Source organism: Kitasatospora sp. CB02891 (assembly GCF_002803145.1).
Taxonomy (GTDB): Bacteria; Actinomycetota; Actinomycetes; order Streptomycetales; family Streptomycetaceae; genus Kitasatospora; species Kitasatospora griseola.
Map to the genome: position 1 here is coordinate 98,112 of NZ_NNBO01000006.1, position 20,691 is coordinate 118,802.

The following is a 20,691-nucleotide window of genomic DNA, read 5'->3' on the forward strand; positions in this document are numbered from 1 at the left end:
CAACCAGGAGGCTCTCCGTGCTGCCCCAGCCCGCCCGCCGCTCGCCCTCCCCCACCGCCGCCGAACGGGCCCGCACCCTGCTGGAGTTCGGCTCCTCCGCCGTCCTGGACATCCGCGGCGCCGACCTCACCGCCCGCCCCGGCCTGCCCCCGCAGGTCCGCTGCACGCTGCGGCCGGACGGCTCGGTGGCCGTCCTGGTCGGCCGCGAGTCCGCCCTGCACCGGATCGCCGCCCTCGCCCGCACCCCCCTCACCGCCGAACTCGACTGCGTGGACGTCGCCCCCGTCGCCGTGCCGCACCGCATCCGCGGCCGGCTCCAGGCACAGGGCCTGCTCACCCGCGCCCCCGGCGAGACCCCGCCCACCGGCGAGGGCGTGCTGCTCCGCCTGGACATCGACCACCTGGCGCTGGACGACCTCTGGGGCGCCGAGTGCTGCCTCGACCCGGCCGAGCTGGCCGCCGCCGACGCCGACCCGGTCGCCGCCGAGGAGACCCGGCTGCTCCAGCACCTGGCCACCGCCCACACCGACCAGCTCCTGCTGCTCGGCACCCGGGCCCTGGACCGCCCCGACGGCCCGCCGTTCCCCGCCGGGCGGCTCCGCGACGTCCGCCCGATAGCCCTCGACCGCCGCGGGCTGCGCCTGCGCCTGCTCGGCTCCGACCCCGCCGCCGTGCTCGACGCCCGCTTCGACTTCCACCACCCCGTCGACCGCCCCGACGACCTCCCCGAAGCCATGCACCGCCTGTTCGCCCACGCCACCGCGCCCGCCACCCGCGTCACCGACCGCTGAAGGCGCTCGGGCGTCCGGATACAAGGGCGGTGTGCCGACGCGCCCGGCCCGGTCCTCCGCTGCGGGTTCGTCCGGACCGGCGTCCGGTCCCCCGCCGTCAGCGAGGCGCGGTCAGGATCGAGAACCGCCCGCCCTCGGGGTCGGCGAGGCGGGCGACGCGACCGTACGGGGAGTCGGCGGGGCCGTCGAGGACGCGGCCGCCGAGGGCGGCGGCGCGGTGGGCGGTGGCGTCGGTGTCGGCGACCGCGAAGAAGACCTCCCAGTGCGGGGCCAGGTCGTGGGCGAGCCGGAGGGCGGCCACGCTATGGCCCCCGGAACGCAGCACGACGCGTTCGTCCTCGTAGCGGACCTCGAACTCCGACGGGTCGCGGCCGTCCCAGCGGAACACCTCGCCGTAGAACAGCGCGGCGGCGAACGGGTCGGCGGTGCGCAGCTCGATCCAGGCGGGCGCGCCGGGGGCGGTCATCCAGGTGTCCTCGCCGGGCTCGCCCTCCCAGATGCCGAAGGTCGCCCCGAACGGGTCGGCGGCCAACGCCACCCGGCCGGCGTCGAACGCCAGCGGGCCGACCGCGAGCGTGCCGCCGCGTTCGCGGACGCCGTCGGCGGCGCGGTCGGCGCTCTCGATCCCGAAGTAGGTGGTCCAGGCGACCGGGCGCTCCCAGGCGGCGTCCAACTGGCTGAGCCCGGCGACCTCGACGCCGTCGACGGTGGCCCGCACGTACGGGCCCCAGCGGTCCGGCCCCGGGACGAACTCCCAACCCAGCAGCGGCCCGTAGAACCCCTGCGCGGCGTCCATGTCACGGACCGTCAGCCCCGCCCAGCACGGCACCGCCGGCACGCACCGCACCGTGGCCGTCCGCTCCACCACCATCCCTCGGACTCCCTTCACCACCGCCCCGACCGCCCGGCCGGACCCGCGACCCAGCCTAGGCCGACCCCCCACCCGAACCCCGTTCCGCCTCGCGGACGAACCCCCACGACCTGCGACTCCCCCGCGCCCGACCGAACCACAGCCACCACCGGCGCGGGTCCCCCTGCCGGGAGCGGAACGATGCCATGGTCCGGAAGCCCAATCGCTCCATCGCCCCTCAATCCACTCCCCTCCTACCGACTCCCCACCCCAGCCCAACCACAGCCACCACCGGCGCGGGTCCCCCTGCCGAAGGCGTCGCGGTGCCATGGTCTGGGGGAGTCGGACGGCGGGAAGGAGATTGGGCATGGACACCGGAATCGTGATTGTCGGGGCGAGTCTGGCCGGGGCGAAGGCGGCCGAGGCGCTGCGCGCGGAGGGCTACGCGGGGCCGATCACCCTGGTCGGGGACGAGCACGAGCGGCCGTACGAGCGACCGCCGCTCTCCAAGGGGTACCTGCTCGGGAAGGAGGAACGGGAGAAGATCTACGTCCATCCGGCCGGCTGGTACGAGGAGCACGGGGTCACGCTCCGGCTGGGCGTCGCGGCCACCGCGATCGACCCGGCCGCGCACACCGTCGCGCTGGCGGGCGGCGACCGGCTGCCGTACTCGAAGTTGCTGCTGGCCACCGGATCCTCGCCGCGCCGGCTGCCCGTGCCGGGCGGGGACGGGGAGTTCGTGCAGACCTTGCGGCGGGTCGGCGACAGTGAGCGGTTGCGGGCGGCGTTCCGGCCCGGGGCCCGGGTGGTGATCGTCGGGGCGGGCTGGATCGGCCTGGAGGCGGCGGCCGCGGCCCGCACGGCCGGGGCGGAGGTGACGGTGCTGGAGGCCGCCGAGCTGCCGCTGCTGCGCGTGCTGGGCCGGGAGGTCGCGCAGGTCTTCGCGGACCTGCACCGCGCGCACGGCGTGGACCTGCGGTTCGGCGCCGAGGTCGAGGAGCTGAAGCCGGACGGCGTGCGGCTGGGCGACGGCAGCACGGTGCCCGCCGACGTGCTGCTGGTGGGTGTCGGCATCAGCCCGAACACGGCGCTCGCCGAGCACGCCGGGCTGACCGTCGAGAACGGCGTCCGCACGGACCAGCACCTGGCGACCTCGCACCCCGACGTCTTCGCGGCGGGCGACGTGGCAAACGCTTTCCATCCGCTGTTCGGAAAGCCGATCCGGGTCGAGCACTGGGCGAACGCGCTCAACCAGCCGGCCGTCGCCGCGGCGGCGATGCTCGGCAAGGACGCCGTGTACGACCGGGTGCCGTACTTCTTCACCGACCAGTACGACCTGGGCATGGAGTACACCGGCTACGCGGAGCCCGGCGGCTACGACCGGGTGGTGTTCCGCGGGGATGTCACGGGGCGGGAGTTCATCGCGTTCTGGCTGTCCGGCGGCAAGGTGCTGGCCGGCATGAACGTCAACGTCTGGGACGTGACCGACCCGATCCGCGAACTGGTCCGCTCCGGGCGCGGTGTGGACCCGGAGCGGTTGGCGGACCCGACGGTGCCGTTGACCGCGATCTGACGTTCCGTCAGGTCGACCGTCCAGGCGGGTCAGTCGGGCTGCCCGACCTCCTTGTGGGCCTTGGTGAGCAGTTGCATGGCGAGGTCGTTGAGGGCGCGGGCCCCGGCGACCTCCTCGCCGACCCGCAGTTGCGGGCTGTCGGAGTGGTGGCGGGTGGAGTAGCCGTGTGCGCGCAACTCCGATCCGTCACTGAGGCGGACCATGGCGGCGGCTCTGGTGCGGTTGCCGTCCTCCTGGAACTCCATTTCGATGTGCCATCCGACCAGTGTCTTCATGGCCACCACCTCCCGGGTGGGTACTGGGTGTTCAGCTGCTTTCCGGCTGGTTCGCCGCAGTGGCTCGGTCGCCGGCGGCCGGCTCGCAGTCCTCGCGGCCGGTCTCGGTGTGCACCACCCGGATCGGGTGGTGCGGGTCGTCGATGTGGATGACCTGCTGCGGCTGGCCGCAGCGCGGGCAGAGCAGGGGAATCGGGTGCATCTCGGCCGTCCACGCGCCCCGCGGCGGGTCACTCCCGGGCCCGCGTGGCCTCCTCACCCCCCAGTGTGCCGCGCCGGGGTGCTCACCGCCGGGCGAGCTGGACGGGGTGGGCGGGCACGGCGACCAGGACCGTAGCACCCGACCGCACTTCGAAGCGGGCGATCGCCGACGGGGCCAGTCCGGTGCCGCCGCCGGTGCGCAGCTCGGTGTGGCCGCCGTAGTCGGTGGCGGGGACGGCCCAGCTGGTGACGGTCTGCTGCGTGCCGTCCGTGCCGACGGCGACCAGGGTGCAGCTCTGCGGCCCCGACAGGTGGCCGACGGCGACGGTGATCCGGCTGCCCCAGGCGGCGGGGTCGACGCCGACCGTGGCGGACACTCCGGTGGCAGGGTCGGTGGCGCTGAACTGCTGCGCCGCGACGGCCACTTGCGGCCCTTCGGTGAGCGCCCAGGTGACCGCGGGCCCGCCCAGCGCGAGGATCGCCGCCACCGCGGCCAGCACCAGCCGCCGCACCTTGGCGCGCCGCCGTTCGGCCACCACCTGCCCGGCCAGCCGGTCCAGCAGTTCGGGCGGCGGCCCGTCCGGCTCCGCGACCGCTGTGGCACCCTGCGGGCTCGCGGCGGGCGCGAGTTCGGCGAGCAGCGCGGTGACGGGGGCGAGCCGGGCGGCCTCGGCGGTGCAGCGCGGGCAGTGGGCGAGGTGTTCGGCGAACCGGGCCTCCTGCTCGGGTTCGAGCACGCCGAGCAGGTGGGCGGCGAGGTCGCCGTGCAGACCGAGGTCGTCGTGGGGGGTGGTCATGGTGTCACTCCCCGTTCCTCCAGGGCGAGCCGGAGGGCTCGCAGGGCGTAGTAGAGCCGGGACCGGACGGTGCCGGGCGGGACGCCGAGGACGGCGGCGGCCTCGGTGGCGGTGCGGCCGCGCAGGTAGGTCTCGGTGATCGCGCCGCGGTGCGCCTCGGACAGCGAGTCGAGCGCGTCGGTGAGGGTCATCAGCCGCAGCACACGGTCGAGTTCGTCCTCGGCGGGGAGCCGTTCCAGTTCGCCGTCGGGGACTTCGCGGGGCCGGGCGCTCCGGCCGCGCCGGTCGTCGATGACGATCCGCCGGGCCACGGTGGCCAGCCAGGGCCGCAGGCTGTTGCGGTCGGTGTCGAGCCGGTCGAGGTGCCGCCAGGCGCGGACCAGGGTCTCCTGGACGACGTCCTCGGCGCGCTGGCGGTCGCCGCCGACCAGGTGCAGCACCATCCCGTACAGCGGGCGGGCGTGCTCCCGGTACAGGGCGCGCATCAGCCGGTCCTCGGCGGCGGGGCCGCCGGTGTGTCCGGCGGTCGGCGCGGTGGCGGCGCCGTCGTCGTGACCGGTGGTACGGGGGTGCTCGGCCACGGCGCCATCCTCGCGCGGGTGCGCGCACGGGTCGATCGGGGACGGCGGGTGCGCGGCCCGCGGCTGCGGGGCGCGCGGCCGGCGGTGTGCGGTGCGGGCCGGGCCGGGGTTCTCAAGTCCGGCCCGGCCGGTGTCGATAACCGTGGCGGGGGTGCGGCGCGGGCGCCCGCGCCGCACTCCTTCGGCTCCGGCCGTCATCCGCTCGTCCACGGCGCACCGGCTCCGTCGGCACCGCGCGACCGGTCAGTAGCCGCCGCCCGACGGCATGCTCGGCGCGGTGCCGGCCATCGCCTTGTCGCCGGTCGGGGTGGTCGCCCACCAGGTGCCGCCGACGCCTTGGCCGTTGGTCTGGCCGGGCTTGCTGTCGGGGGCGTAGCGGTACAACGGCCAGCCGTTCAGGGTGACTTGATGGGTGCCGTCGGGGCGGGTGACGGTGGAGACCAGCTTGGCGTCGATGCCCTTGAGGGCGGGCGCGCCGCTGCCGGTGGTGAGTTCGGGCGGCCAGAGGGTGGCGCAGTCGCCGGTGCAGTGCGTGGCCGACGGGTTGTTGGTGTCCTGGTCGAAGCGGTACAGGGTGAACCCCTGCCCGTCGGTGACCAGGGTGCCGAGGGTGCCGTTGTGCTCGGTCATCAGCGTGGCCTGGGTCTGGCTGCCGCTGTGCATGGTGGAGGACGAACTGCTGCCGCTGCCGCTGCTGCTGCCGCAACCGGCGATCAGGGCGGCGGCAGCCAGGGCACCGGCGGCGAACATGGTGACGCGGCGGCCGTTGGGGGCCGTTCGGCCGGTGGTGGTCATGGCGGGCTCCCGTCCGGGAGGGTGCGGGTCGGCCGGATCACCGGGGTGCCGGGGTTTCCGGGCCCGGGGTTCGACCGGTTCGCCCGGGGGTACGTACGGCGGGTCCGGAACGTTCAGTGGAAGTCGGGTGCCCGGAATAGTTCCCCAGGTGGCGGGGTTGTGACGGCCGTGGGTCCGAGACCGGGCCCGCTCCGGAGATACCCGGCTGTGAAAGGCAGGTGGCAGCGATGAGCACGGTGGAACTGACCAAGGACAACTTCGACGAGGTGGTCCAGGGTGAGGACGGCAAGGGCTTCGTCCTGATCGATTTCTGGGCGGCCTGGTGCGGTCCCTGCCGCCAGTTCGCGCCGGTCTTCGAGCGGGCCGCCGAGAAGCACACGGACATCACCTTCGCGAAGGTCGACACCGAGGCGCAGCAGGAGCTGGCGGCCGCGTTCGAGATCCGGTCGATCCCGACGCTGGCGATCATTCGCGAGGGCGTCCTGGTCTTCGCCCAGCCGGGCGCGCTCCCCGAGGCGGCCCTGGAAGACCTGATCGGCCAGGCCCGCAAGCTCGACATGGCAGAGGTGCACGCGGGCGTCGAGGCCCAGAAGGCCTCGCAGAACTGACGCGCACCGCAGGCCGGTTGACGGCATGACGGCACGAAAGGGGCACCGGGATTCCTCCCGGTGCCCCTTCGTCGTGCCCGCGCAGCCCTCGCGCCCGCGCAGCGACCGCTTGACGACCGCTCCCGTACGACGACCGCTCCCGTTCAACGACCGCTCCCGCACAGCCTCCGTTTCCGGGCAGCACGGAGGCCCGCCGGGCGGCTCGAAAGCCGCTCGACGGGCCCGGGTGTGCCGACCTCAGTCGAGGGTGGCGTTCATCTCCCACTGGAGCAGCTCGGCCCCGTCCGGTCCGGCGGTCACCCGCTGGCCCTCGGCGCCGGTGATGCGCAGCGCGTCGCCCTCGTGCAGCAGGCCGGCGCCTTCGACGGCGGCCTCGCCGCGGGCCACGTAGAGGTGGACGAACGGGGCGGTGGCGAGTTCCAGCGTCTCGTTCGGGCGGATGCGTGCGACGTGCAGCGCGGCGTGCTTCTGCCGGATGCCGATCGCCCGCTGGTTGGAGTGCTTGCTCATGCCGGACGCGAGGGTGGTCCAACCGCCTTGGCCGAGCTGGTCGTTGATGTCGAGCTGCTCGTAGCCGGGGACGATGCCGGCGGCGTCCGGGATGGTCCACATCTGGATGAAGCGGACCGGCTCCTGGTGCTGCGGCTCGCCGGTGATGGTCCAGGAGTCGTTCTTCTCGCTGTGCAGGATGCCGGTGCCGGCGCTCATCCGCTGGGCGAGCCCGGGGTAGATGACGCCGTTGTGGCCCTCGGAATCCTGGTGGACCAGGCCGCCGTCGAGCACCCAGGTGATGATCTCCATGTCCCGGTGGGGGTGGGTCTCGAAGCCGGTGCCGGGGGCGACGATGTCGTCGTTGGAGACCAGCAGCAGGCCGAAGTGGGTGTTGGCCGGGTCCCAGTGGTGCGAGAACGAGAAGGAGTGCTTGGAGTCCAGCCAGCCGGCGCGGGTGTGGAAGCGCTGGTCGGCGCGGCGCAGGTCGATCGTGGATGCCATCGGGTCCTCCTTCGTCGGGGCTTTGTTGAATTGTAAACCATCACCCCCCTCCACGCATTCCCCGACACCCCGGCCGGCCGTCGCGGCGCGCTGCCGTGCACCCGTCCGACCCCCGGGGGAGACTGCTGCGGGACCGCGCACAACCGAGTTCCGGGTGGTTCACGATGAGCGACGTACGGGATGTCCTGCTGGCCGTCGGCACGCAGAAGGGCCTCTTCCTGGGCCGCAGTTCGAGCCGCGAGCAGTGGGAGTTCAGCGGCCCGCACTTCCAGATGAACGCGATCTACTCGGTGGGCATCGACCGCCGGGGCGGGCGGACCCGGCTGCTGGTCGGGGCGGACAGCAGCCACTGGGGGCCGTCGGTGTGGTGGTCCGACGACCTGGGCGCCGAGTGGCAGGAGCCGTCGAAGCCGGCGGTGCGCTTCCCCGAGCGGACGGGCGCCTCGCTGGAGCGGGTGTGGCAGTTGCAGCCGGCCGGCCCGGAGGCGCCCGGCGTGGTGTACGCGGGCACCGAACCGGCCGCGCTGTTCCGCTCCACCGACGGCGGCGAGAGCTTCACCATGGTCGACGCGCTCTGGGACCACCCGCAGCGCGAGCACTGGGGCGCCGGCTTCGGCGGCCAGGGCATGCACACCGTCCTGACCGACCCGCGCGACCCGGACGCGCTGACGGTGGCGGTCTCCTCCGGCGGCGTCTACCGCACCGCCGACGGCGGGCGCAGCTGGGAGCCGTCCAACACCGGCATCAAGGCCGACTTCCTGCCGGACCGCTTCCCCGAGTACGGCCAGTGCGTGCACAAGATCGCCCGGGACGCGACCGATCCCGACCGGCTCTACCTGCAGAACCACGGCGGGGTGTACCGCAGCGACGACGCCGGCCGGACCTGGAAGTCGATCGCCGGCGACCTGCCCGCCGACTTCGGCTTCGGCGTGGCCGCCCACCCGCACACCTCGGGCACCGCGTACCTGTTCCCGCTGGACGCCGACTACGCCCGGCTGCCCGTGGACCGCCGCTGCCGGGTCTTCCGCACCACCGACGCGGGCGAGACCTGGCAGCCGCTGGAGACCGGCCTGCCGCACGAGAACCACTACGGCGTCGTCCTGCGCGACGCCCTGTGCACCGACGACGCCGACCCGGCGGGCGTCTACTTCGGCAACCGCAACGGCGAGGTGTACGGCTCGGCGGACGGCGGCGAGAGCTGGTCGCTGCTCACCTCGCACCTGCCGGACGTGCTCTGCGTCCGCGCCGCCGTGATCTGACGCCGCACCCGGGCGCGGCCGGCCGGTTCAGGCGTCGGCGGCGCGCAGGCGGTCGGCGACCGCGCCGAGACTCGCCGCCAGGGCGGCCAGTTGCTCGGGGGTGAGCACGTCGATCAGCGTCTCGCGGACGGCGGCGACGTGCCCCGGGGCGGCGGCCCGCAGCGCCTGCCGCCCCTGCTCGGTGAGCTCGGCGAACACGCCGCGCACGTCGCTGGCGCAGGAGCGGCGGCCGACCAGTCCGGCCTTCTCCAACTGGGTGACCTGGTAGGTCAGGCCGCTCTTGGAGGTGACCAGCCGATCGGCCAGGTCGGTCATCCGCAGCGAGCCGCCGGGGGCGGCGGACAGGTGCACCAGGATCTCGTACTGGGTGTGCGACAGCCCCGCGTCGTCCTTGAGCTGGCGCTCCAGTCGGCGGGCGACCAGGTTGGTGGCCTCGACGAATCCGCGCCAGGCGGCCATCTCGGTCTCGTCGAGCCAGCGGGGTTCGTCCATGGTCCGCATCCTACTCCAGTTGTTCAAATTTGAACTGAGGTGTACCGTCGAAAGCGTTCGGTTCAAATTTGAACCACGGCTGCGACCGCACCGGACCGCCGGACCACGCCAGGAGGACGGATCCATGAGCACCGCCACCCCCGAGCGCATGCCCGCTCTCTACCTCTCGCACGGCGCGCCCCCGCTCGCCGACGACCCGATCTGGCCCGGCCAGCTCGCCGCCTGGTCCGCCGACCTGCCCCGCCCCAAGGCGATCCTGATGGTCTCCGCGCACTGGGAGGAGGCCCCGCTGGCGATCGGCGCGGTGCGGACCATCCCCCTGGTGTACGACTTCTGGGGCTTCCCCGAGCACTACTACCAGGTGCGGTACGCCGCCCCGGGCGCGCCCGAACTCGCCGACTCCGTGCGCAAGTTGCTACGCACCGCCGGGACCCCCGTGCAGGACGTGCCGGACCGCGGCCTGGACCACGGCGCGTACGTCCCGCTGGTCGAGATGTACCCCGGCGCGGACATCCCCGTCCTGCAGATCTCGCTCCCCACCCTCGACCCGGAGCAGCTGCTGGCCATCGGCCGCAAGCTCGCCCCGCTGCGCGACGAGGGCGTGCTGATCGTCGGCTCCGGCTTCTTCACCCACAACCTGCGCGCCCTCTCCCCCGACGGCCGGGTCACCTCCGTGATGGCCGAGTTCGACGACTGGGGCCGCCGCGCCCTGGAGGCCCGCGACCTCGACGCCCTGCTCGACTTCGAGCACAAGGCCCCCGCCGGCCGCCTCGCCCACCCCCGCACCGAGCACTTCGCCCCGCTCTTCGTCACCCTCGGCGCGGGCGAGGCCGACCTCGGCGAACAGCGCAGCGTCATCGACGGCTTCTGGATGGGCCTCGCCAAGCGCTCGATCCAGCTCGGCTGACGGCCCGCCACCCCCTCCGGCATCACGGCTCGCCGGAGGGGGTGCACCGTGATCGACGACCGAACGCCGCGGTGGCTCCGGGCGCGCCACCGCCTGCTGCCCATCGCCCCGCCAGGCCTCAGTAGCCACAGGTGAAGCGTTCGCCGTGGTGGCGGGGCCTCTCCAGTTCGTCCACCAGGGCGGTCGCGAAGTCCGGCAGCGAGATGGTGGACAGGCCGTCCGGGGTGGCGACCAGTTCGTCGGCGGCGGTGCGGTAGTCGCCGGTGCGCTCGCCCGGCAGCAGGCTCTGCGGCGGGCTGAGCACCGTCCAGTCCAGGTCGCTGACGGTGCGCAGGTACTCCAGCGCGCGGCCGTGCGCCCGCATCACCTCCAGCTGGCGGGGCGTCACCGACGGCTCGTCCCACAGCCTCGCCCCGGCCGAGGTGGTCAGGCTGCCCGCGCTTCCGACCACCAGCAACCTCGGTGCGCTGTCGCCGAGTTGACGCAGCCCCGCGACCAGCGCGTGCGCCGCCGGCTCGATCAGCCGCCCCCGGCCCGGGCCGTCCCCGCCGCCGACCGCACTCACCAACGCCTCGGCCCCCGCCGCGACCCGCGCCACGTCCGCCGGCTCCAGCACGTCGCCGCGCTCCACCCTGATCGCCAGCCCCTGGTACTCCTCCGGCCGCCGCACCACCGCCGTCACCCGGTGCCCCCGCGCCATCGCCTCGGTCACCACGCACCGACCGATCTCCCCGTTGGCCCCGACCACCACCACCCGCATACCGGACCGACCTCCCGCTTCGACCTCCTGACGCCTCATCAGAACACGTCGGCCGTACCCGAGCCACCGAGGGCCGCTGCGCGGGGCGGGTCGCGACAGCGGTGGCTCCGTCGGTCCGCCCGAACGGCGGAAGCGAATCCGTCGAGTGGCCGCGAGGCGGGGCCGGGCGGCAGGCCGCGCTGTGCGAGGGGTCACTGGTGCGGCCCGGGGGCGGTGGGGTAAAGGTGGGGGGCATCGACGGCGAGAGGGGTGGCGGGTGGACGGGCTGGTGGCGGACCTGGTGGCCGAGGGGGAGGAACTGGACTTCCTGGTCAAGGACTTGGACGCGGCCGGATGGGCGATGGAGACGCCGGCGGCGGGGTGGACGGTGGCGCATCAGGTGTCGCACCTGGCCTGGACGGACCGGTGCGCGCTGTCGTCCGCGCAGGACCCGGAGGGGTTCGCGGCCACGGTGGAGCGGGATTTCGCGGACGGGTTCGGGCCGGTGGAGCTGGGTGCGGCGGAAGGGGCCGGCGAGGAGCCTGCCGCGCTGCTGAAGCGCTGGCGGGCGGGGCGGGCGGAGGTGGCGCGGGTGCTGGCGGAGGTGCCGGCAGAGGTGCGGATGCCGTGGTTCGGGCCGCCGATGAAGGCGCGGTCGATGCTGACGGCCCGGTTGATGGAGACCTGGGCGCACGGGCAGGACGTCGCGGACGCGCTCGGCGTGGACCGCGTCCCGACCGACCGTCTGCGGCACGTCGTCCACCTGGGCGTCCGCACCGTCGGCTTCGCGTTCGCCGTCCACGGCCGGCCCGCGCCGACCTCCCCCTTCCGCTTCGAACTCCGCTCCCCCACGGGACAGTTGTGGACGTGGGGCGAGGAGGACGCCGCCGACCGGGTGTCCGGCCCGGCGTTGGACTTCTGCCTGCTGATCACCCAGCGCCGCCACCTCGACGACCTCGCCCTGACCGTCGAAGGCGACACCGCCCGCGCCTGGCTGCCGTACGCCCAGGTGTTCGCGGGGCCGCCCGGCGAGGGGCGCGGGCCCCTGCGCCGCGCCTGACCGCGGGGCCGATCAGCGGATCTTGAGGCAGGGAACCTGGCCGGGCATCGACGTGTAGTGGCCGGTCTCCTCGCCGTTCCCGACGCTGAGGAAGGCGACCTGGTGCGGGCCGTCGAGGCCGTAGCCGAGTTCGGTGATGCGCAGGCACAGGGCCAGGGTCTGGTCGGGGGTGGTGTCGGGCGTGACGGTGACCGTGACGGCGTTCTGGCCGCCCTCCTGGACGTCCGCCGCGGGCGGGGTGTGGGAGTAGGCGCCGTGGTCGATGTGCGGCAGGCAGCGGATCTCGTCCGGCAGCGGGGCCACCCAGCCGCCCAGCCAGCTCTCGGTGGGGCTGGGCGCCGCGCTGCAGGCGGGTCCGGGCCCGGCGGAGGTGGGCGCGGCGGCCTGCGGCGCGGTGGCGGTGGTGGTGGTGGTGGCGGTGCAGCCGACGACCGCGAACGCGGCTGCGGCAAGGACGGTGACGAGCCGTCTGGACATGATCTCCTCCTGGTTCGGGCATCACCGTACCGACCTTGGCAAACGCTTTCCGCACGCGCCCGCGGGGCCGCCCGCGAGGGGGTGGAAACCGCTACGGCAGGGCCGGTCGGAGGGTCGACCGGTCCCCGTCGAAGCAGGCGGGGTCGCCGCCGGGCTCCGACACGTAGTGGCCCGCCCCGCTGACGGCGAGCAGGGTGATGCCGTGCGACCCGCCGAGGCCGTACCCGAGGTCGGTGAGGCGGTGGCACAGGGCCCGGGCCTGGTCGGGAGTGGTGCCGTCCGCGACGCGGACCTCGACGGCGTTCCACTCCTTGCCGTCGACGACCATCTCGCCCGCCATGTGGGCGAGGGTGCCGTCGGCCACGTGCGGCAGGCAGCGGATCTCCTCCGGGAGCGGGCCCCGCCAGCCGCCCGCCCAACTGCCCTCCATGCTCACGGTGGGGCTGGGCGCCGCGCTGCAGGCGGGCCCCGGGCCGGCGGTGTCGGCCGGGGCGGCGTGCGCGGTCGGCCCGGTCGCCGGGCCCGGGTGGCCGGTGGCGGTGCAGCCGACGGCAGCGAAGGCGGCCACGGCGAGGGCGGCCACGGCGAGGCGTCCGGACATGCTTCCCCCTTGATCGAGGCCACACCGTACCGTCCGCCGCGGGCCGCGCGACGAGAATTTCGTGGCGTCAGATCCCCAGCCGCAGCGGCGCGATCCGGGTGGCGACCAGGTTCGTCGCGCCGTGGGTGCGTTCGACGGTGCCGTGGACCAGCAGGCCGGCGCGTTCCAGGACGGTGCGGCGGTGGGCCTCCCAGACCGGGCGGTTGCAGATGACGTTGATCAGGCCGGTCTCGTCCTCCAGGCTGAGGAAGAGGACGCCGCCCGCGGTGGGCGGGCGTTGGCGGTGGGTGACCAGGGCGCCGACCACGACGGGGGTGCCGGGCGGGACGTGCCGGAGCTGCGCGGCGGTGACGGCGCCGGACCGGTGCAGGGCCTCACGCAGGTGCTGGACGGGGTGGCTGGTGGCGGAGCTGCCGGTGGCCCACAGGTCGGCGATGGTCTCCTCGATCGGGGTCATCGCGGGCAGCGGCGGGGCGTCGGCGCCGGGGAGGGTGCCGGGCAGCGAGTCGGGGTCGGTGGCGGCGTACAGGCCGGCCGACCAGAGGGCCTGACGGCGGCTCAGTCCGAAGCAGGAGAACGCGCCGGCGGTGGCGAGGGCCTCCATCAGGGGCCGGGGCAGCGCGGTGCGGCGGGCGAAGTCCTCCAGGTCGGCGTAGGGGCGCCCGGCGGCGATGGTCTCGGCCTGGGCCCGGCCGAGGCCGCGCACCGAGGTGAGGCCCAGCCGGATCGCGGCCTGCGGGGTCCCGGCGGTGAGCGGGTGCGGGTAGGACGGGTGCCGCCCGGGTTCCAGCGTCGGCCCCGGGTCGCTGACCGCGACGTCCACGGCGCGCACCCGTACGCCGTGCCGGCGGACGTCGGTGATCAGGCTGAGCGGGGAGTAGAAGCCCATCGGCTGGTTGGCGAGCAGCGCGCAGGTGAACGCCGCCGGGTGGTGGTACTTGAGCCAGGCGCTGGCCCACACCAGGTAGGCGAAGCTGATCGCGTGCGACTCGGGGAAGCCGTAGCTGGAGAACGCCTCGATCTTGGTGTAGACGTCCTCGGCGGTCTCCGCGGGGATGCCGCGTTCGGCCATGCCCTCCAGCAGGCGGGTGCGCAGCACGGCGACCCGTTCCAGGGAGCGTTTGGCGCCCATCGCCTGGCGCAGCCGGTCGGCCTCGTCGGGGCTGAACCCGGCGCAGTCGATGGCGAGTTGCATCATCTGTTCCTGGAACAGCGGGACGCCGAGGGTCTTGGCGAGGGCGCGCTCCATGCTGGGGTGCGGGATCTCGGCGGGCTCGACGCCGTCGCGGCGGCGCAGGTAGGGGTGGACGGAGCCGCCCTGGATCGGGCCGGGGCGGATCAGCGCGACCTCGACCACCAGGTCGTAGAAGTGCTTCGGCTTGAGCCGGGGCAGGGTGGCCATCTGGGCGCGCGACTCGACCTGGAAGACGCCGACGGTGTCGGCCCGGCAGAGCATCTCGTAGACCTTGGGGTCGTGCTGGGGGATGCTCGCGAGGTCGAGCCGCTCGCCGTAGTGCTGTTCGATCAGGTCGCAGGCGTCGTGCAGGGCGGCGAGCATGCCGAGGCCGAGCAGGTCGATCTTGACCAGTCCGGCGCCGGCGGTGGAGTCCTTGTCCCACTGCAGGACGGAGCGGCCGGGCATCCGGGCCCATTCGGTGGGGCAGATCTCCCCGACAGGCTCCCGGGTGAGCACCATGCCGCCCGAGTGGATGCCCAAGTGGCGCGGCAGGCCGTGGAGTTGGCTGCCGAGGTCGAGGACGTCGGCGGGGATGACGGCGTCGTCCTGGACGGTGCCGTGGAACTCGACCTGCCGGGTGAAGGCGTCCACCTGCTCGGCGGGGTAGCCGAGCGCCCGGGCGGCGTCGCGCAGTGCGAGCCGGGGCCGGTAGGTGATGACGTTGGCGACCTGGGCGGCGTGGGCGCGGCCGTAGCGCCCGTACACGTACTGGATGACCTCCTCGCGGCGGCGGTTCTCGATGTCGAGGTCGATGTCGGGCGGCCCGTCGCGGGCCACGCTGAGGAAGCGTTCGAACAGCAGGCCGTAGGCGACGGGGTCGACGGCGGTGATGCCGAGGGCGTAGCAGACCGCGGAGTTGGCGGCGGAGCCGCGGCCCTGGCACCAGATGTTCTCGCGGCGGCAGAAGTCGACGATGTCGTGGACGATCAGGAAGTACCCGGCGAGGTCGCGGGTCTCGATCACGTCGAGCTCGCGGGCGAGTTGGCGGCGGGCCCGGTCGTTGTCGGGGCCGAAGCGCCGCGGTCCGGCCTCGGCGACCAGGGCGCGCAGGTGGCTGCTCTCGGTGTGGCCGTCGGGGACGGGGTAGCCGGGCAGCTGCGGGTCGAGGGTGGCGAAGTCGAAGGCGCAGGCCCGGGCGAGGTCGACGGTGGCCTGCTGGACGCCGGGGAACCTGCGCAGCCGGTTCGCCATCTCGCGGCCGGAGCGCAGGTGCGCGGTGCCGGCGGCCATGGTGTACGGGGCGGCCTGTTCCAGGGTGCGGCGTTCGTGCAGCGCGGCCAGGGTCTGGGCGAGCCGGCCCTGCGCGGGCGCGGCGTGGTGGACGTTGTTGGTGGCGACCAGCGGAAGCGCGGTGCGGGCGGCCAGCGCGGCGAGCCGGTCGTTGCGCAGGTCGTCGCCGGGCAGCCGGTGGTCGGTCAGCTCGACGTACACGTTCTGCGGCCCGAACGCCTCGGCGAGGGTGCGGAGTTGCTGTTCGGCGGCGTCCTCGCCGGCGGTCTCCAGGGCGTGCCGGACCCGGCCGCGGCGGCAGCCGGAGAGCACCGCCCAGTGGCCGTGGTGGGCGTCGGCGAGTTCGTCGAACGCGTAGCGCGGGTTGTTCTTGGCGCCGCCGCGCAGCTGGGCGGCGCTGATCGCGGCGGACAGCCGCCGGTAGCCCTCCGGGTCGCGGGCCAGCACCAGCAGGTGGTCGTCCGGGCCGAGGGTGAGTTCGGCGCCGAACACGGTGCGGATACCGGTGCCCTTGGCGGCCTCGGCCAGCCGGACCGCCCCGTAGAACCCGTCGTGGTCGGTGATCGCCACCGTCTCGATGCCCAACGCGGCTGCCTCGTCGAGCAGTTGCTCCGGGTCGCTGGCGCCGTCGAGGAAACTGAACGCCGAGTGGACGTGCAGTTCGGCCCACGGGACGGCGTCCTTCGGCGGCGCGGGCCTGGGGCGTTCGGGCTCCTCGGGGGCGGGCGGGACGGCGGCGCCCGCGCCGGTCATTCGGCGCTGCAGCTCCGTCCAGGGGAGCGAGGGGTGGCTGGTGAATCCCATCGCGGGTGGTGCTCCGGTCTCGGGGTGGTGGTTCCGGCTGCTCCCCCCGGGCAACGCGCTTGCTTCGCTGTCGACTCGCGCTAGTCATAGGCTCCTTCGACGTACCAGCGGCCGCCCTCCACGGTGAGCAGCAGGGCGCGGCCGCCCTCCACCGCGACCTGGAACCTGGCCCGGCGGCGGGCGGTGCCCGGGTCCCACCAGCGTTCGACGGCCGGCCACGGGCCGGTCCAGCCGAGCACTTCGAGGGTGCGGCCGTGCAGTTCGACCCGGTCCGGCGGGGCGGACACCTCGGCCCGGCCGTCCACTGCGACGGGCTGCCCGTCGCGGTCCAGCACCAGCACCGGCACCGGGTCCGGCGGCACCACGGACGGCGACGGGTCGGTGAGCCGGCCCGGCCAGGGGCCGTCCGCCGTTTTTTCCGCACGGAGTTCGGCCTCGTCCCACGGCAGGCGCGCCTGCTGCTCGCCGGGGGCCCGGCCGCCCTCGGGGGCGCCGCGCCGCAGCCCCGCGTAGCCCAGCAGCGACTGCACCCGGGCCACCGCCCGCTCCACCCGGTCCTCCGCGACCGCCTCGCCCCACAGCGCCAACTGCCGCCCCCGGTCCGGGAACAGGCCGTCCGGGACGAGGCGCAGCGCGGTGAACGCGCCGTCCGCGTCGGTGAACGTGCCGGTGGACTGCCAGGCGTTCAACTGCCAGCGGATCCGCTCGGCGAGGGCGGCCGCCGTCAGCCTCCCCTCGTGCTGCCACAGCCGGGAGACGGTGCGGCCGCCCGCGCAGGACACCTCCACCGCCACCCGCTGGCAGGCCAGTCCGACCTCGGCCAGCCGGGCGTGCAGCCGCTCCGCGAGGGTGCGGCCGACGAACACCAGCGGCTCCGCCAACTCCTCCGGCGGATCGAAGAGTTGCTCCACCGCGAGGTCGAGCCCCTGGTCCTTGGGGGCCAGCGGACGCGGATCCAGCCCGCGGGCCTGCCGATGCGCGGCGCTCCCGGTCGGGCCGAACCGGTTCGCCACCACGTCTGCGGCCAACTCCGCGAACGCCCCCACCGTCTCCACGCCCAGCCGGTGCAGCAACTCCGCCAACTCCGGCTCCCCCAGCGTCGACACCGGGTACGGCGCGAGGAACTCCGGCGTCCGCCCGGCCGGCACCAACAGCTCCGCGCGGGCCGCCAGCACTGCGGCGAACAGGCCGTCGGCGACCCCGAGAAGACCGCGCGGGGGCGCGGGCTGCGGCTGTGGTTCCGGCCCGGGCTTCGACTCCGGCTTCGGTTCAGGCTTCGGTTCAGGCTTCGGCTTCGGCTTCGGTTCCGGACGGGCGGGGGCCACCAGGGCGAGCGGGGCCGGATCCTGGGCCGGGGCGGGCTCGGCGGAGTCGCCGTCGATCACGGTGAGCGGCGGACGCGAGGCCTCCGGCCCGGTGAACACCTCGTCCACCCACGCGGGTTCGGCCTCGTCGGTCAGCTCGTCGACGGGCTCCTCCGGCGCGGCGACCGGCCAGGTCTGCGCCAGGACGGCGGCGACCGCGTCCCGGATCCCCGCCACCAGCGCCTCCTCACCGCCGAAGTACCGGGCCGGGCCCTTCACCGGAATCGCGCACAGCCCCGGCCGGAGCACCTCCACCCGCGGAGTGAACGCCTCGACCGCCGCGACCACCGGCTCGAACCTGCGCGCCTCCGCCTCCTCGTCACGGTCACGCAGCCGCAACTCCGGGCAGAACCGCTGCGCCAACCGCAACGGCTGCCCACGACGCACCCCCGCAGCACGGGCCGCATCCGAGGACGCCAGCACCCGGCCGCCCTCCACCACCGCCACCGCGCCCCCACCCACCGGCCCGACCGCCACCAACGGCCAGTCCGGACACCACACCACCAGCACCCGCTGCCCCGCCGGCCCCCACCCCACCACCCCTTCCCCCGCCCGCGCGGTACCCCACAACGGCCCGCCACCACCACGGCTCATGGACGACACCGGCTTACGAATCGGATTGGGGTGCTTCATGGCTGGTCACTCGGGGGGAATCGACGGAACGGAAGGACAGGGTCGGCAGAGAATCAGAAACACCTCCACGACCGGACGCAGCCACCTGCCGGAAGGCCGCAGCAGCGGATCCGCTGTCGGCGACCCGCCCAACACTCCGGGCACCCGACAGCCTCGGCCTCCCCACGGCCACCGGGCAGAGCCGCAGGCATGGCGCACCGAAGCCAGGGACCGCAGCGGCGACCGCCCCGACCCACCCACCGCGAAGCCCTCTCGCCCCGGACACCGACGAGCTCGCCCGCACGCCCCGAGCCGGCAGGCCGGGAACGGCGGGAGCCACAGGCCGTCGGCATCGAAACCGAACAACCGCGGCACCGCAGGCACGGCACACCCGAGCCGAACGCGCGCAAGCGATGGCAGCCCACAACACCGAGGCCGCCGACGACCCGCCCCACGCTCCGGACGCCCGGCACACTCGTCCGCACGACCACCGGGCCGGAGCCGGAAGGCCGCACCGGCAGAGCCGACGGCCCACGGCGGCGAGACCGCCATCGGTGATCCGCCCCGACCACGAACCTTTCTCGCCCCGGACACCGACGAGCTCGCCCGCACGCCCCGGGCCGGCAGACCGGAAGCCGCCGACGCCGCAGGGACGGCGTTTCCGGGCCGAGCGCCGCGCAAGCGGCAGCAGCCCACGGCGGCGAAACCATCGACGACCCACCCCACGCACCGGACACCCGGCACACTCGCCCGCACGACCACCGGGCCGGAGCCGGGAGGCCGCACCGGCAGAACCGACGGCCCACGGCGGCGAGACCGCCACCGGTGATCCGCCCCGACCACGAACCTTTCTCGCCCCGGACACCAACGAGCTCGCCCGCACGCCCCGGGCCGGCAGGCCGGAAGCCGCCGACGCCGCAGGCCGTCGCCACCGAAACCGAACAGCCGCAGCACCGCAGGCACGGCACACCCGAGCCGAGCGCACGCAAGCAACGGCAGCCCACATCGGCGAAGCCGCCCCACGCACCGGACATCCGACACACTCGCCCGCACGACCACCGAGCCGGAGCCGGGAGGCCGCACCGGCAGAGCCGACGGCCCGCGATGACGAGACCGCCATCGGGGATCCGCCCCAACCGCGAACCCTTCTCGCCCCGGACACCGACGAGCGCGCCCGGGCCGGCAGGCCGGGACGGCGGGAGCCGCAGGCCGTCGGCACCGAAACCGAACAGCCACAGCACCGCAGGCACGGCACGGCACACCCGAGCCGAACGCGCGCAAGCGACGGCAGCCCACAACACCGAGGCCGCCGACGACCCGCCCCACGCTCCGGACGCCCGGCGCACTCGTCCGCACGGCCATCGGGCCGCAGGCGCCACAGCCCTCCGCTGGCGCAACCGAACAGTCGCAGCGCCGCAGGTGGCAACCCGCCGACAGGGGGAACCCTCGGGGCGTCGTCGGCGCGGCGGGCCTTACGCGGCCAGGCATTTGACGAAGCGTCACCAAAGGCGGCGGAGCCGAAAGAGGTCGCATCTCAGACCGCCTCCAGGGCCGGGCGGGTGAGGGTGGGCTCGGCTGCCGGGGTGAGGGGGCGGGCGGCGCCTGTGGCGTCGGGGAGCCAGAGGTGGGCGGTGCGGGGGCGGGTCGCGGTGCCGCGGCCTTCGGCGACGGCTTCGACCTGGCGGCCGGCGAGTTGGCCGTGGCCGTCGCCGAGGCCGAACCAGCGGCCGGTGCGGATGCTGAGGCGTTGGGTGGCGCCGGGCCAGGGGCCGGCGACCAGGAGGGCGCAGCGGGTGCGGCGCAGGACGGCGGTGAGGCGGGCGGCGAGGGCGGGGGCGACGGGGCCGGTGGGGCGCAGCAGGATCAGGCCGACGGCGCCGGCGAGGGCGGCGACCACGTCGGGCCAGTGCGGTCCGGGGTGGTCGGCGAGCAGCAGGCGGCGCAGGTCGTAGCCGTAGCCGGCGGCGGCGGACAGGCCGAGTTCGGGGAGTCCGACGGCGGCGGCCCAGGCGGTGTCCCTGGTCTTCTCGGTGAAGGCGCCGGCGCCGAGGGCGAGCAGCAGTCCGGTGTCGCCGGTGACGGAGACGGCGGTGCCGGGGCGCAGTCCGCCGCCGGGGAGCAGGGGGGCGAGGGCGGGCAGGACGGGCAGCAGTTCGGGTTCGGCGACGACCGGCGGGACGGCCTCGGGGGCGGGGGCGGCACCGGGCCGCAGCGGAACGACGACCGTTCGATCGCGTTCGAGCGTTCGAACGCCGCCGCCCGCCCGACTGTGGGCAAATGGGGCGAAAGCGCCCGTCCCGGACGGGTCGATCGAGTCTCGTTCGAACATGTGCACGACTCCAGCATCGAACACTCGTTCGTAAATATTCAAGTCCGAGAATCTGACTGAGCTGCAGAAACGTCCGTCCGGTGATCCTCGGTGACCATTCCGCGGGTCCGGCGGAC

20 protein-coding genes are annotated in these 20,691 nt (G+C 74.6%); 6 read left to right on the top strand and 14 right to left on the bottom strand.

The window, feature by feature from the left end; genetic code table 11:
• The first annotated feature begins 17 nt into the window (after positions 1–17).
• Positions 18–791, top strand: a complete 774-nt coding sequence (locus tag CG736_RS15570) for a DUF2470 domain-containing protein (RefSeq protein WP_100586819.1) — start codon at positions 18–20, stop codon at positions 789–791.
• A 97-nt stretch (positions 792–888) separates the two neighbouring features.
• On the opposite strand, the gene CG736_RS15575 is transcribed toward CG736_RS15570, so the two are convergent.
• A complete protein-coding gene (locus tag CG736_RS15575; protein WP_100586820.1) occupies positions 889–1,662 on the bottom strand; it encodes a VOC family protein in 774 nt (257 codons plus the stop codon).
• A 346-nt stretch (positions 1,663–2,008) separates the two neighbouring features.
• On the opposite strand from CG736_RS15575, the gene CG736_RS15580 reads away from it, so the two are divergent.
• Positions 2,009–3,214 (top strand): NAD(P)/FAD-dependent oxidoreductase, encoded by a 1,206-nt coding sequence (locus tag CG736_RS15580; protein ID WP_100586821.1) that lies wholly within the window; start codon positions 2,009–2,011, stop codon positions 3,212–3,214.
• 29 nt (positions 3,215–3,243) lie between these two features.
• Here the strand turns inward: CG736_RS15580 and CG736_RS15585 are convergent, their stop codons facing one another.
• The 5 genes from CG736_RS15585 to CG736_RS15600 all read right to left on the bottom strand — a co-directional run bounded on the left by CG736_RS15585 (position 3,244) and on the right by CG736_RS15600 (position 5,863).
• The gene (locus CG736_RS15585) at positions 3,244–3,489 is read right to left on the bottom strand and encodes a DUF1876 domain-containing protein (protein ID WP_100586822.1); all 246 of its coding nucleotides are present in this window, start codon (positions 3,487–3,489) and stop codon (positions 3,244–3,246) included.
• Between the two features lie 31 nt (positions 3,490–3,520).
• A complete protein-coding gene (locus tag CG736_RS36260; RefSeq protein WP_157815602.1) occupies positions 3,521–3,691 on the bottom strand; it encodes a hypothetical protein in 171 nt (56 codons plus the stop codon).
• Positions 3,692–3,773: 82 nt separating this feature from the next.
• Positions 3,774–4,487 (bottom strand): anti-sigma factor, encoded by a 714-nt coding sequence (locus CG736_RS15590; RefSeq protein WP_100586823.1) that lies wholly within the window; start codon positions 4,485–4,487, stop codon positions 3,774–3,776.
• Positions 4,484–4,972: a sigma-70 family RNA polymerase sigma factor gene (locus CG736_RS15595; protein WP_198520529.1), complete on the bottom strand. Its 489-nt coding sequence runs from the start codon at positions 4,970–4,972 to the stop codon at positions 4,484–4,486. Before CG736_RS15595 ends, CG736_RS15590 begins: the two co-directional genes overlap by 4 nt.
• A gap of 339 nt (positions 4,973–5,311) precedes the next feature.
• The gene (locus CG736_RS15600) at positions 5,312–5,863 is read right to left on the bottom strand and encodes a hypothetical protein (protein WP_100586824.1); all 552 of its coding nucleotides are present in this window, start codon (positions 5,861–5,863) and stop codon (positions 5,312–5,314) included.
• Positions 5,864–6,090: 227 nt separating this feature from the next.
• Between CG736_RS15600 and trxA the strand changes: the two genes are divergently transcribed.
• Positions 6,091–6,471 (top strand): thioredoxin, encoded by a 381-nt coding sequence (gene trxA, locus CG736_RS15605; RefSeq protein ID WP_043913135.1) that lies wholly within the window; start codon positions 6,091–6,093, stop codon positions 6,469–6,471.
• Between the two features lie 237 nt (positions 6,472–6,708).
• On the opposite strand, the gene CG736_RS15610 is transcribed toward trxA, so the two are convergent.
• Complete coding sequence (locus CG736_RS15610) at positions 6,709–7,464, bottom strand: pirin family protein (protein ID WP_100586825.1); 756 nt, start codon at positions 7,462–7,464, stop codon at positions 6,709–6,711.
• Between the two features lie 164 nt (positions 7,465–7,628).
• Between CG736_RS15610 and CG736_RS15615 the strand changes: the two genes are divergently transcribed.
• Positions 7,629–8,723 carry a glycosyl hydrolase gene (locus tag CG736_RS15615; RefSeq protein WP_100586826.1) on the top strand — a complete coding sequence of 365 codons (1,095 nt, stop codon included), beginning with the start codon at positions 7,629–7,631 and terminating at the stop codon, positions 8,721–8,723.
• 27 nt (positions 8,724–8,750) lie between these two features.
• On the opposite strand, the gene CG736_RS15620 is transcribed toward CG736_RS15615, so the two are convergent.
• Positions 8,751–9,215, bottom strand: a complete 465-nt coding sequence (locus CG736_RS15620) for a MarR family winged helix-turn-helix transcriptional regulator (protein ID WP_100586827.1) — start codon at positions 9,213–9,215, stop codon at positions 8,751–8,753.
• 124 nt (positions 9,216–9,339) lie between these two features.
• Here CG736_RS15620 and CG736_RS15625 point away from each other — a divergent pair, with 124 nt between their 5' ends.
• Positions 9,340–10,122: a dioxygenase gene (locus CG736_RS15625; RefSeq protein ID WP_100586828.1), complete on the top strand. Its 783-nt coding sequence runs from the start codon at positions 9,340–9,342 to the stop codon at positions 10,120–10,122.
• A gap of 118 nt (positions 10,123–10,240) precedes the next feature.
• Here CG736_RS15625 and CG736_RS15630 read toward each other — a convergent pair whose 3' ends face one another.
• On the bottom strand, positions 10,241–10,921 hold the full coding sequence (locus CG736_RS15630) for an NAD(P)-dependent oxidoreductase (RefSeq protein ID WP_232734017.1): 681 nt from the start codon (positions 10,919–10,921) through the stop codon (positions 10,241–10,243).
• Between the two features lie 217 nt (positions 10,922–11,138).
• On the opposite strand from CG736_RS15630, the gene CG736_RS15635 reads away from it, so the two are divergent.
• Positions 11,139–11,921, top strand: coding sequence for a TIGR03084 family metal-binding protein (locus CG736_RS15635; RefSeq protein WP_232734018.1), 783 nt, complete (start codon positions 11,139–11,141; stop codon positions 11,919–11,921).
• 12 nt (positions 11,922–11,933) lie between these two features.
• Here CG736_RS15635 and CG736_RS36265 read toward each other — a convergent pair whose 3' ends face one another.
• The 5 genes from CG736_RS36265 to CG736_RS15665 all read right to left on the bottom strand — a co-directional run bounded on the left by CG736_RS36265 (position 11,934) and on the right by CG736_RS15665 (position 20,575).
• Positions 11,934–12,398: a hypothetical protein gene (locus CG736_RS36265; protein ID WP_157815603.1), complete on the bottom strand. Its 465-nt coding sequence runs from the start codon at positions 12,396–12,398 to the stop codon at positions 11,934–11,936.
• A gap of 91 nt (positions 12,399–12,489) precedes the next feature.
• On the bottom strand, positions 12,490–12,999 hold the full coding sequence (locus CG736_RS15650) for a hypothetical protein (RefSeq protein WP_100586831.1): 510 nt from the start codon (positions 12,997–12,999) through the stop codon (positions 12,490–12,492).
• A gap of 67 nt (positions 13,000–13,066) precedes the next feature.
• Positions 13,067–16,270, bottom strand: a complete 3,204-nt coding sequence (locus CG736_RS15655) for an error-prone DNA polymerase (protein WP_100586832.1) — start codon at positions 16,268–16,270, stop codon at positions 13,067–13,069.
• 80 nt (positions 16,271–16,350) lie between these two features.
• The gene (locus tag CG736_RS37100; RefSeq protein WP_198520514.1) at positions 16,351–18,171 is read right to left on the bottom strand and encodes a DNA polymerase Y family protein; all 1,821 of its coding nucleotides are present in this window, start codon (positions 18,169–18,171) and stop codon (positions 16,351–16,353) included.
• A gap of 1,609 nt (positions 18,172–19,780) precedes the next feature.
• Positions 19,781–20,575 carry a hypothetical protein gene (locus tag CG736_RS15665; protein ID WP_100586833.1) on the bottom strand — a complete coding sequence of 265 codons (795 nt, stop codon included), beginning with the start codon at positions 20,573–20,575 and terminating at the stop codon, positions 19,781–19,783.
• Positions 20,576–20,691 lie beyond the last annotated feature (116 nt).

Bases quoted from the DNA above. Each gene is read 5' to 3' on its own strand.
- CG736_RS15655 (WP_100586832.1), bottom strand. From the start codon at position 16,270: ATGGGATTCACCAGCCACCCCTCGCTCCCCTGGACGGAGCTGCAGCGC.
- CG736_RS36260 (WP_157815602.1), bottom strand. From the start codon at position 3,691: ATGCACCCGATTCCCCTGCTCTGCCCGCGCTGCGGCCAGCCGCAGCAG.
- CG736_RS15575 (WP_100586820.1), bottom strand. From the start codon at position 1,662: ATGGTGGTGGAGCGGACGGCCACGGTGCGGTGCGTGCCGGCGGTGCCG.
- CG736_RS15600 (WP_100586824.1), bottom strand. From the start codon at position 5,863: ATGACCACCACCGGCCGAACGGCCCCCAACGGCCGCCGCGTCACCATG.
- CG736_RS15580 (WP_100586821.1), top strand. From the start codon at position 2,009: ATGGACACCGGAATCGTGATTGTCGGGGCGAGTCTGGCCGGGGCGAAG.
- CG736_RS15630 (WP_232734017.1), bottom strand. From the start codon at position 10,921: ATGAGGCGTCAGGAGGTCGAAGCGGGAGGTCGGTCCGGTATGCGGGTG.
- CG736_RS15585 (WP_100586822.1), bottom strand. From the start codon at position 3,489: ATGAAGACACTGGTCGGATGGCACATCGAAATGGAGTTCCAGGAGGAC.
- CG736_RS15610 (WP_100586825.1), bottom strand. From the start codon at position 7,464: ATGGCATCCACGATCGACCTGCGCCGCGCCGACCAGCGCTTCCACACC.
- CG736_RS15665 (WP_100586833.1), bottom strand. From the start codon at position 20,575: ATGTTCGAACGAGACTCGATCGACCCGTCCGGGACGGGCGCTTTCGCC.
- CG736_RS15620 (WP_100586827.1), bottom strand. From the start codon at position 9,215: ATGGACGAACCCCGCTGGCTCGACGAGACCGAGATGGCCGCCTGGCGC.
- trxA (WP_043913135.1), top strand. From the start codon at position 6,091: ATGAGCACGGTGGAACTGACCAAGGACAACTTCGACGAGGTGGTCCAG.
- CG736_RS15595 (WP_198520529.1), bottom strand. From the start codon at position 4,972: ATGCGCGCCCTGTACCGGGAGCACGCCCGCCCGCTGTACGGGATGGTG.
- CG736_RS15590 (WP_100586823.1), bottom strand. From the start codon at position 4,487: ATGACCACCCCCCACGACGACCTCGGTCTGCACGGCGACCTCGCCGCC.
- CG736_RS15650 (WP_100586831.1), bottom strand. From the start codon at position 12,999: ATGTCCGGACGCCTCGCCGTGGCCGCCCTCGCCGTGGCCGCCTTCGCT.
- CG736_RS15615 (WP_100586826.1), top strand. From the start codon at position 7,629: ATGAGCGACGTACGGGATGTCCTGCTGGCCGTCGGCACGCAGAAGGGC.
- CG736_RS15625 (WP_100586828.1), top strand. From the start codon at position 9,340: ATGAGCACCGCCACCCCCGAGCGCATGCCCGCTCTCTACCTCTCGCAC.
- CG736_RS36265 (WP_157815603.1), bottom strand. From the start codon at position 12,398: ATGTCCAGACGGCTCGTCACCGTCCTTGCCGCAGCCGCGTTCGCGGTC.